We start from the raw sequence: 11,394 nt of genomic DNA, 5'->3' as shown, positions 1-11,394 counted from the left end.
CAGGAAATGCTATGACCATTACCATCTATGGCATCAAAGCCTGCGACACCATGAAAAAGTCCTTTGTCTGGCTCGACCAGCATAAGGTTGAATGGCAGTTCCACGATTACAAAAAAGCCGGCACCAACAAAAAAGATCTGCAGCGCTGGATCAAGGCATTCGGTTGGGAAACCGTGATCAACCGCCGCGGCACCAGCTGGAGAAAATTGCCAGAGGACACCCGCGCCAGCATGGATGCCTCTGGCGCCATCAGCGCCGCTTTGCAGAACCCGTCACTGATCAAGCGACCAATCATTGAAGGCAATGGTATCCTTGAGATCGGCTTTGACCCGGCCCACTGGGCAGAACTGTTCTAGAATCACGCAATCAGGAGCAACACATGAGCAAGTATTTCGCCCTCGCCATCGGCTGCGGCACCCAGAATCGTGACGACCAATGGCTTGAGGTGTTTTACCCCAACCCGGTGCTCAATCCAGATGACGCGCTGATCGAGAGCATTGCCGACGAGGTCGACTATCAAGGCGGCAATCTGGCGGTGGAACTGAACCATCGACAGATAGGCAAGATTGCCCGCGACTGGCGTGAAGCCGGATTCGAGCATGAGGCGTCCTACGCCATCGCCATGCAGGAATCGAAACGCCCGGTGGCCCTGGTGATTCTGCAAACTGATGACTCACCGAAAACCACTCAGGAAGCCTACCTCAAGCTGCACCTGCTATCCCATCGCATGGTAAAGCCCCACGGCCTTAACCTGACCGGCATCTTTGGTCTACTTCCCAACGTGGCCTGGACCAATGAAGGCGCCGTGGATCTGGAGGAGCTGCCAGAGCGGCAGCTGATGGCGCGCCTTGATGGTCAGGTATTAAGCGTCTACTCCGTAGATAAATTCCCCAGAATGACCGATTACGTGGTGCCTGCCGGAGTACGGATTGCAGATACGGCGCGGGTAAGGCTGGGTGCTTATATCGGCGAGGGCACCACCATCATGCACGAGGGCTTTTGTAACTTTAATGCAGGCACCGAAGGCCCGGGCATGATCGAAGGACGAATCTCCGCCGGCGTATTCGTAGGCAAGGGTTCAGACATCGGCGGCGGCGCCTCCACCATGGGCACCCTGTCCGGCGGTGGCAATATCGTTATTTCCCTCGGCGAAGGCTGCCTGCTCGGCGCCAACTCTGGCACTGGCATTCCGCTGGGCGATCGCTGCACCATTGAATCTGGTCTTTACATCACTGCCGGCACCAAGGTTGAAGTTCTCGACGATCAGGGCAACAGCGTGCAAGCGGTCAAGGCCCGTGATCTGGCTGGCAAGAATGACCTGCTATTCCGGCGCAACTCGCAGTCCGGCCGGGTTGAATGCCTGACCAATAAAAGCGCTGTGCAACTCAACGAAGAACTACACAAGCATAATTGACTTCTGTCATGGCGATTCCTGTCAGAGTGACCTAGCATCGGCTCAGGCACTCTTTCAGGGATCGGATCATGACAATAACACCCCGCGCACTTGCCCCCTTCGCCCTGCTTGTCGCATTCCTTTCTGCACCGCTACTGGCACTTGAAGCTGTGACCCTGGAAAGTCGCAACGCTGCTGATGTGATAGTCGTCGACGGCACCATTGAGGCGATCAACAAGGCCACCCTGACAGCCCAGACTCAGGGTCGCGTTACCGCGATTCACTTTGATGTTGATGACTATGTGGAACAGGGTCAGCTGATTCTTGAGCTGGAGAATGGTGAACAAAAATCCCAGGTCAGCCGTGCCTCAGGGGCTCTGGAGGAAGCACGCGCGGCGGAGCAGGAGGCGTCAAGAAATTTCTCCCGTGTCGAGGAGCTGGTGCAAAGCGGCACTCTATCCCGTGCGGATTTCGACCGCTCCAAGGCAGCCCTGGATGCCACACGGGCCCGCATCAAGCAGGCGGAGGCAGGTCTTGACCAAGCTCGCCAGCAGCTTTCCTACACTCAAGTGGTGGCTCCCTACCCCGGCATTCTGACCGACCGTTTTGTTGAAACGGGTGAGCTGGCCACCCCGGGCAAACCACTGGTTGCCGGCCTTTCACTGGATCGCATCAGGGTTACCGCCACAGTACCTCAGCGTTATGTGGATGCGGTGCGTCGCCAGCAGTCACTGACCGTGTTACTGGATGATGGCAGCCGTCTCAGTAGCGACAAAGTCACCGTGTTTCCCTATGCAGAAAGTGGCAGTCACAGCTTCCGCATCCGCGCCGAACTGGACTCCACCGCCAGCGGCATTTATCCAGGCATGTTTGCCCGCGTTGAAGTGGTCACCGGCAGCCGGGAAATTATTGTTGTTCCACAAAGTGCGTTGCTCCGCAATCAGGAGCTGGTGGCGGTGTATGTGCTCGATGAGCAGGATCGTCCGCGCCTGATACAAGTGCGCACCGGTCGACAACTGGAAGACGGGGTTGAGATTCTGTCCGGCCTTCGTCCCGGCACGCGCATCGCCATGAACGTGGCGGAGGTGTTGCGCCAGGGAGCGGCACAACAATGAGCGACACAAGGATGGGTATCTCCGGGCGAGTCGCAGCAATATTCCAGTCGTCTGAGCTAACACCTTTGTTAGCGCTGGCTGGGCTGCTACTGGGCCTGTTTGCGGTGATCATTACACCGAAAGAAGAAGAACCTCAGATCGACGTAACCTTTGCCAACGTGTTCATTCCGTTTCCCGGCGCCAGTGTCGCAGAAGTGGAAAGTCTGGTGGCAACACCGGCTGAGCAAGTAATGAGCGAGCTGGCCGGGGTCGAGCATGTGTATTCAATGTCGCGGCCGGGCATGGCCGTTCTGACAGTTCAGTTCGAAGTAGGCGTGCCGCGCCGCGATGCCATCGTCGATCTTTATAATCAGGTGTTTTCCAATCTCGACTGGCTGCCAGCCAATCTCGGCGCCCTGCAACCGCTGGTTCGCCCCATGGGCATTGATGATGTGCCCATTGTCAGCGTAACGCTGTGGCCGATGGATGCCACTGCCAGCAGCTACGATCTGGTCAAGGTGGCTCACACTCTTGAAGTAGAACTCAAACGTGTCCCCGGCACCCGCGACATTTACACACTGGGCAAAGTCGATGACGTGGTGCTGGTGCGCCTTGACCCGGCGCGCCTGAATGCCTACGGCATCAACTATCCGGCCCTGCAACAAAGCATCCGCTCCGCTAATCTGGCCATGCCTTCGGCCAATATCGTGCGCGACAATCAGGTTATTGAAGTTCAGCCCGGCGGTTTCTTCAGCAGCGCTGAAGATATCTCCTCGCTGGTGGTTGGCGTTAACGCCGGCAATCCGGTTTATCTTGCCGATGTGGCAGACATTCAGCGTGGCGCAGACCTGCCCACGCAAGCAGCAAGAATGGGCTTTGGCCCGGCTCATGCGCTGGCGGGGGCGCCAGCACGTAGCGCGGTAACACTGGCCATTGCCAAGCAGCCCGGTGAAAACGCCGTGGATATTGCCACCCGGGTGCAGCAGCGTGTGAGCGACCTTGAAAACACCGTGATCCCGGCAAACATCAAGGCCAGTATTACCAGAGACTACGGCCAGACTGCGGCAGCCAAGGCCAGCAAGCTGATCCAGAAGCTTATGTTCGCCACCTTTGCGGTAATTATATTGGTGCTGGTCGCACTGGGTTGGCGCGAAGCCTTGATCGTCGGCGCAGCCATTATTGTGACTCTGGCGCTAACTCTGTTTGCATCCTGGGCATGGGGCTTCACCCTGAACCGGGTTTCCCTGTTTGCGCTGATTTTCTCCATCGGCATTTTGGTAGATGACGCTATCGTGGTGGTGGAAAACATTCACCGCCATCGTGCTCTCGGCGGTGGCTCGCTACGCGAGATCATTCCCAAGGCAGTGGACGAAGTCGGCGGCCCGACCATTTTGGCCACCTTCACGGTTATCGCCGCACTGATGCCAATGGCCTTTGTCAGTGGTCTGATGGGGCCATACATGAGCCCGATCCCGATCAATGCCAGCACCGGCATGCTGATCTCCCTGATTATCGCCTTTGTGGTAACTCCATGGCTGGCTCTGCACTTTCTCGGCAAGGGTAATGGCGCTGATCATGGCGGTCACACTGAAGAGGGCAGCGACCGACTCGGCAGCATTATGCGCCGCATCATGACGCCGTTTCTGGACAGTAAAGCCGGCAAGAAAAAGCGTACTCTGCTGTATCTCGGTGTCAGCGCACTGATTGTGGTGGCGCTGGCATTGCCAGCATTCCAGTTAGTCATTCTGAAAATGCTGCCCTTCGACAACAAATCGGAAGTGCAGGTACTGGTCGATATGCCGGAGGGCACACCACTGGAGGACACGCTGGTGGTGCTTGATGCCCTTGCGGTGCACCTTGAAAGCGTACCGGAGGTGCTCAACTACCAGAGCTATGCAGGCACTTCTGCACCAATCAACTTTAACGGACTGGTGCGCCAGTATTATCTACGCAGCGATCCATGGCAGGGCGATATTCAGGTTAATCTCACCGGCGCCAAACAGCGCGATCGGGAAAGCCACCCGATTGCCCGGTCACTGCGCCAGCCACTGCAGGAAATTGGCAAGCGCTATGGCGCCACCGTGACCATCGTCGAAGTACCACCTGGACCGCCGGTGATGGCACCTTTGGTTGCGGAAATTTATGGCGCCGATGAGGCCAGCCGGCTGGCAACCCTGAAACGGGTACGGGCCGCATTCGAATCCGTTGCCGATGTGGTGGATGTTGATGACAGCCGCGTCAGCAGTGCTGCGCGCTGGCAACTGCAGGTAGATCGTGATCGGGCTGCGCGCCTCGGTGTTGATCACAGTCAGGTTGTGCAAACGCTGTCCGCACTGGTATCCGGTGACGACGTCAGTTACTTGCACGAGGCAGGAGCCAAATATGCTATTCCGATCCGCCTGCGCCTGAACGAAGCAGACCGCTCTGATATTGATCGTCTGCTCGCCGTACGACTGACCGCTCGCTCCGGCGAATCAGTCGCTCTGGCCGATGTGGTGTCCGTACTGGAGGGGGAAATCGAGCAGCCGCGGCTGCACAAGGATCTGCTGCCCATGTCCATGGTTACCGGCGACATGGCAGGCTCCATCGACAGCCCGCTGTACGCCATGTTTGCCATCCGTAGTGAACTTGCCAGGCAGGCAGAGCCGATTGATCAGCACTACATTTCCCAGCCCTGGCTAACCAATAAGGCAGCTATCAAGTGGGATGGCGAGTGGCAAATTACCTATGAAACCTTCCGCGACATGGGCATCGCCTATGCGGTCGGCATGCTTCTGATTTACCTGCTGGTGGTGGCGCAATTCAAAAGCTACATCACCCCGCTGATTATCATGGCGCCGATTCCACTCACTGTGATCGGAGTGATGCCCGGCCATGCCCTGCTCAATGCCCAGTTCACCGCCACCAGTATGATCGGCATGATCGCGCTGGCCGGAATCATCGTGCGCAACTCAATCCTGCTGGTGGACTTCATCAATCAGAAGCGAGATGAAGGCATGGCCTTTGCCGATGCGGTGATTACCTCCAGCGCGGTGCGCGCCCAGCCGATTCTGCTGACGGCTCTGGCTGCCATGATCGGCGCCCTGTTCATCCTCGATGACCCAATCTTCAGCGGCCTTGCTGTGGCACTGATCTTCGGCATATTGGTGTCCTCAGTGCTGACTCTGGTGGTCATCCCGTTACTGTACTTCACGGTGACCAGCTGGCTGGAAGGTCAGCGCGGCTGAACCAGTCCCGACGACAACTGACATCAGTTGCCGTCGGGAGCTTCTGCTACAATGCCGACCACGCTGAGCCACCCAGATGAGACACCGGCATGAGTACTTCCCGCACTCTGGACTACACCTGCGAACTGATCCGTCGCGCCTCCGTCACCCCTGAAGATGCTGGCTGCCAGCAGTGGCTGGCGGAAAAGCTGGAGGCACTTGGTTTTCACTGTGAGCACCTGCGTTTCGGCGAAGTGGACAACCTTTGGGCACGCCGCGGTACTGATGGGCCGCTACTGGTGTTTGCCGGGCACACTGACGTAGTTCCCACCGGTGATGTGGGCAAATGGAGCTCCGACCCTTTCCAGCCTGAAACTCGCAATGGCATGCTCTATGGCCGAGGCACCGCAGATATGAAGGCATCCATCGCGGCCTGGCTGGTCGCAGTGGAGGACTTTATTGCCGCACAGCCAGACCACTCTGGCTCGATTGGCTGGCTCATCACTGCAGACGAGGAAGGCCCGGCGATTAACGGCACCGTGAAAGTGGTTGAACACCTGCAAGCCCGGCAGGAAAAAATTGATTACTGCCTGGTTGGTGAACCTTCCTCCACTACTCGCATGGGTGACGTGATCAAGAACGGTCGACGTGGCTCACTTGGCGCGCGACTGCTGGTGAAAGGTGTGCAGGGCCATGTCGCCTACCCGCACCTTGCCGATAACCCGATTCACCGAGTGGCACCCGCACTTGCCGAGCTGGCCTCGCAGGTCTGGGATCAGGGCAATGAATTTTTCCCTGCCACCAGCTTCCAGATTTCCAATATCAATGCAGGCACCGGCGCCACCAACGTTATCCCCGGTGAGTGCGAGGTGCTGTTTAACTTCCGGTTTTCTACCGAGCTAACCGCAGACGATCTGAAAGTTCGCACTGAGGCGATCCTGAATAAGCATGGTCTCGACTATCAGCTCGATTGGAATCTGTCCGGCCAGCCATTCCTGACCGCCCGTGGTGCTCTGGTGGATGCCGCTGTCACTGCAATCAAGGACATCACCGGTATCGACACCGAGTTGTCCACCGCAGGCGGCACATCTGATGGCCGTTTTATTGCCCCCACAGGGGCCCAGGTGGTTGAGCTTGGACCGATCAACTCTACTATCCACAAGATTGACGAGCACACACCGGTGGCCGAGCTTGAACCACTCAGTGCGGTGTACCGACGCATATTGGAATTGTTGCTGCCCCACTAACAGGATCGACTATGAAGCTTCGCCCAATCCGCATGGGCATCGACACCTATCATGAGCTGGTGTTGTACATGCGCCGCGACTGTCCGATCTGCCTGTCGGAAGGCTTTACCGCGAACACCCGCCTGCTGGTATCCAGCAACGGCTTTCAGGTAATTGCCACTCTCAACGTAGTTGATCCGAGCATGCTTGAGGAAGACCTTGTAGGCCTTTCCGACTCCCTCTGGGAAGCTCTGCATCCGAACGACAACATCACCGTCAGTCACGCACCGGTGGTCACGTCAATGAGTGACGTGCGGGCAAAGATGTATGACAAACCACTAAGCGACTCATCCCTGCACAGGGTCATTAACGACATTGCTCAGGGCTGGTATTCAGACATTCAAGTGAGTGCTTTTTTGACCGCCTGTGCCGGTAATCGCCTGAACGGCGAGGAAGTGGTCAGCCTGACACGCGCAATGATTGATATCGGCGAGCGACTAAGCTGGCCCGGCATTGATGCCGTCTATGACAAGCACTGCATCGGCGGACTGCCCGGCAACCGCACTACACCCATTGTGGTGGCGATCTGCAGTGCCGCGGGCCTGATTCTGCCAAAGACCTCTTCCCGGGCGATCACCTCGCCGGCCGGCACCGCAGACGTAATGGATGTATTTACCCGGGTGGATCTGGATATTAATGACATCCGCCGCACAGTGGAGCTGGCCAATGCCTGCCTGGCCTGGGGCGGCGCCGTGCGTCTCAGTCCGGTGGACGATCTGTTGATTCGGGTAGAACGCGCTCTGGATCTGGACAGCAAAGGTCAGCTGGTGGCCTCCGTGCTATCCAAGAAGGTGGCGGCCGGATCTACCCATATCCTGATTGATATTCCGGTGGGTAAAACCGCCAAGGTACGCAATACCGAAGACGGCGAATCGCTGGCGGCCCTGTTCCGCTATGTTGGCGATGCACTGAATGTCAGGGTCGACTGCGTCTTCACTGACGGCAGCCAACCCATCGGCCGGGGCATGGGTCCGGCGCTTGAAGCTCGCGATGTAATGAATGTACTGCGCAATACTGAGGACGCACCCAAAGACCTGCGGGAAAAATCTCTGGATCTGTGCGCCCACCTGCTGGCCATGGCAAACCACGGCGATGCGGTTGCCGCAAGACAGCGGGCCACGGAGTTGCTTGATGACGGCACAGCCTGGTTGCAGTTCGAAAAAATCTGTCTGGCCCAGGGCCGGCTGAGCGATATTCCTCGGGCTCCACATACCAAGGTGCTACTTGCCCATCAGCACGGCACGGTCAGTGAAATCGATAATCGGCGCATTGCCCGACTGGCAAAACTGGCGGGAGCGCCGCGGGCGGTAAGCGCCGGACTGGAACTGTATGTCCATGTGGGCGACAGCATTAGCCGGGAACAACCTTTGATGGCAATTCATGCAGAAAGCGAGGGCGAGCTGGACTACGCCCTGCTCTATTATCTGGATAACCGCGACATGATTTCTGTCGGCGAGGAGGACTGAAAGCCATGGCACGCATTCTGTTCACGTTGAATGGTCACGACAATATTGCCCATGCCATCTGCCAGCTTTGTGATGCCAGCATGGGTGAGTATGCCCGTCGTCAGTTTCCTGATGGTGAGACGTATCTGCGCATTGATAGCACGGTCAAAGATTGCGATGTGATTTTGCTTTGCGGTCTGGAGCAGCCGGATGACAAGTTTTTACCGCTGGTATTTTTTGCCCGGCAACTGAAAGAAATGGGCGCCCGCTCAGTGGGTCTGGTGACCCCCTATCTGGCCTACATGCGGCAGGATCGGCGCTTTATGGATGGTGAAGCACTGACATCGCGGCACTTTGCCAAGATGCTGTCTGAGCACTTTGATTGGTTGGTGACGGTGGACCCGCATCTGCACCGCTACCACTCCCTTGATGAAATATACACGGTGCCGTCACGGGCGCTGCAGGCTGCGCCCTTGTTGGCGCAATTTGTCCGTGGCGAGGGCGATGTCTGGTTGCTTGGTCCGGATGAGGAAAGCGCCCAGTGGGTCTCGGTGATGGCAGAAACAGCCGGGGTACCCTGGGCGGTGGCTCGCAAGGAACGCTTTGGTGATCGCGATGTGCGGGTGACGTTACCGGATACCTCAGCGTTTACCGGCCGCCGGGCGATGCTGGTGGATGATGTGATTTCCAGCGGCCATACCATGCAGCGGGCGCTGCTGGCGCTGAAGGCTGAGGGTTTCGACGGTAGCGATTGTCTGTGCATCCACGGCCTGTTCGCAGATGGCTGTGATGCCATGCTGAAAGAGGCTGGCGCAGCACGGCTGATTTCCTGCAACAGCATTCTGCACCCTTCAAATCAGGTGGATCTGGGGCCGATGATTGCCGAGGCAGTTGGTTCGTTGTTGGACCGTTATTCAGGTTAGGCAGTGAGCCTCTCCGGTTATCCCCATCTTCAGCCCCTCTCGGGACACGCCGTAAACCCATCCCTGGGGGCTTGCGTTCGGCATCCATGCCTCACACAGTCCCGAGAGGGGCTGAAGATGGGGATAACCTCGCATCTCGCTATTTCCTAAACTCTCAAAAGACCATGTATGGCACGAAAAAAGCAGGATGTGAATCGCGGACGCCTGTCAGCGCTTGCCGGGACTGTGTGCGACAGGGATGTCGCAGACAAGCCCCCAGGGACGGGTTCACGGCGTGTCCCGGCAAGCGCTGACAGGTGGCCGCGATGTGCGGTTCACTACCAAACTCACTTACTACTACTGTCCCAACACTGGCAGCCAGCACACATCTGTGTTCCCATTTGCCCCTGCCCCGAATCACCCGAGAGGAAGCGCCCATGAATGCCCCGGCCCGTACCGTCGCCGATACTAACCCGGCCACCGGCCAGCCCTTTTTCGAGCTTGCCGAAACCGACCTGAACCAGCTGCCGGAGATGTTCAGCAAAGCCCGTGCGGCGCAGAAAATCTGGGCGATGAAATCCTTCCCTGAGCGGGCCGAACACATCTTCAAGATGCGCCGCTACATAGTCGACAACGCCGAAGCCCTGTCGAAAACCGTCAGCCAGAGCAACGGCAAAACCCTGACCGATGCCCTCGCCACCGAAGTGCTGCCCTGCGCACTGGCCTGCAACTGGTACGGCAAAAATGCCGCCAAAGTACTGAAGCCAAAGATCCGTAGCGGCGGCCACCTGCTGTTCTTCAACAAGCGTACCCGCATGTTACGCCTGCCGCTGGGCGTGGTCGGTATCATCAGCCCATGGAATTACCCGCTGTCGATTCCATTCGGCGAAATCGTTATGGCCCTGATGTCCGGCAACGCGGTGATGCTAAAAGTCGCTGCGGCTACTCCAGCAGTGGGCCACGCCATCGAACAGATTGTCGCCGCCGGGGACCTGCCCGAAGGGCTGTTCAACCATGTGGTTGGCTCCGGCGCTGCGGTGGCCACTGCATTCTTCGAAAACAAGGTCGACAAGCTGTTCTTCACCGGCTCGGTAAACGCCGGCAAGGTACTGATGGCACAGGCCGCCGAAACGCTGACTCCGCTATCGCTGGAGCTGGGCGGCAATGACCCCATGATCGTGCTTGAAGATGCCGACCTTGAGCGAGCTGCCAATGGCGCCGCCTGGGGCGGTTATCAGAATGCTGGCCAATCCTGCGGCGGTGTCGAACGAATCTATGTGGTGGAAAAGGTCTACGATGAATTTGTCCGCATTCTGGCCAGCAAGACTCGCGCCCTGCGCCATGGCGTAGGCTGTGAAAACTTTGACGTGGATATTGGTTCGATCACCACCGCAGGACAGCTACGCACCGTACAGCAACACCTTGAAGATGCCGTGCAGAAAGGCGCCACCATTGCCGCCCAGTCGCAGCCGGTCGGCCCCCAGGACGGCCTGTTCCATCCGGCCACCATGCTGGTTGATGTCAGTGACGAAATGCTGACCATGAAGGATGAAACCTTCGGTCCGATCGTTGCCATCAGCAAGGTCAAGGATCAGGAAGAAGCGATCCGCCGCGCCAATGATTCAAACCTGGCCCTAACCTCATCGGTATGGACCCGAGACAACAAGCGCGGGCAGGCAGTTGCTGCACGACTGGAAAGCGGTGTGACCACGATTAACGACCACCTCTATACCCACGGCCTGTCCGAAACCCCCTGGGGCGGCTGGAAAGAGTCCGGCATTGGCCGCACCCACGGCCCGGAAGGTCTGGAAGAGATGACCCACGCCAAGGTAGTGAACTGGGACATGCTGTCCACCAAGCGTAACCTGTGGTGGTACCCATTCAACGAGGAAACCTGGCGCGGCCTGCTAAACGCACTGCGCTTCGCTTTCCCGAAAAGTGCAGGCCAGTGGTTCTCCGCCTCCCTGGCGCTGACGCCATTCTTGCTGAAGAAAATGTTTACCGGCTGGAAGACCGACTGACGTTTTTGTTGATACGGGTCAACGGTATCGCCGTTGTCCCGTGTCAC

The 11,394-nt window shown here is 57.9% G+C and carries 8 protein-coding genes; all 8 read left to right on the top strand.

The genetic code is table 11. The features are described 5' to 3' along the window. The first annotated feature begins 11 nt into the window (after window positions 1-11). The 8 genes from J1C54_RS01775 to J1C54_RS01740 all read left to right on the top strand — a co-directional run bounded on the left by J1C54_RS01775 (window position 12) and on the right by J1C54_RS01740 (window position 11,347). Window positions 12-356, top strand: a complete 345-nt coding sequence (locus J1C54_RS01775) for an arsenate reductase (RefSeq protein WP_229144113.1) — start codon at window positions 12-14, stop codon at window positions 354-356. A gap of 23 nt (window positions 357-379) precedes the next feature. Next, a complete protein-coding gene (gene dapD, locus J1C54_RS01770; protein ID WP_229144112.1) occupies window positions 380-1,414 on the top strand; it encodes a 2,3,4,5-tetrahydropyridine-2,6-dicarboxylate N-succinyltransferase in 1,035 nt (344 codons plus the stop codon). A 68-nt stretch (window positions 1,415-1,482) separates the two neighbouring features. Then, entirely contained in the window at window positions 1,483-2,508 is a 1,026-nt protein-coding gene (locus J1C54_RS01765) for an efflux RND transporter periplasmic adaptor subunit (protein ID WP_229144111.1), read from the top strand. Beyond that, window positions 2,505-5,714 carry an efflux RND transporter permease subunit gene (locus tag J1C54_RS01760; protein WP_229144110.1) on the top strand — a complete coding sequence of 1,070 codons (3,210 nt, stop codon included), beginning with the start codon at window positions 2,505-2,507 and terminating at the stop codon, window positions 5,712-5,714. Before J1C54_RS01765 ends, J1C54_RS01760 begins: the two co-directional genes overlap by 4 nt. 89 nt (window positions 5,715-5,803) lie before the next feature. After that, on the top strand, window positions 5,804-6,940 hold the full coding sequence (gene dapE, locus J1C54_RS01755; protein ID WP_229144109.1) for a succinyl-diaminopimelate desuccinylase: 1,137 nt from the start codon (window positions 5,804-5,806) through the stop codon (window positions 6,938-6,940). Window positions 6,941-6,951: 11 nt separating this feature from the next. Then, complete coding sequence (locus J1C54_RS01750) at window positions 6,952-8,445, top strand: thymidine phosphorylase family protein (RefSeq protein ID WP_229144108.1); 1,494 nt, start codon at window positions 6,952-6,954, stop codon at window positions 8,443-8,445. 5 nt (window positions 8,446-8,450) lie between these two features. Continuing rightward, window positions 8,451-9,347 carry a ribose-phosphate diphosphokinase gene (locus tag J1C54_RS01745; RefSeq protein WP_229144107.1) on the top strand — a complete coding sequence of 299 codons (897 nt, stop codon included), beginning with the start codon at window positions 8,451-8,453 and terminating at the stop codon, window positions 9,345-9,347. A 416-nt stretch (window positions 9,348-9,763) separates the two neighbouring features. Next, window positions 9,764-11,347, top strand: coding sequence for an aldehyde dehydrogenase family protein (locus J1C54_RS01740; protein WP_229144106.1), 1,584 nt, complete (start codon window positions 9,764-9,766; stop codon window positions 11,345-11,347). Window positions 11,348-11,394 lie beyond the last annotated feature (47 nt).

This window comes from Alcanivorax sp. 1008, assembly GCF_020667895.1.
Lineage (GTDB): Bacteria > Pseudomonadota > Gammaproteobacteria > Pseudomonadales > Alcanivoracaceae > PGZG01.
Note: the sequence above shows the minus strand (reverse complement) of the source record. Positions and strands in the feature narration are given on the sequence as shown.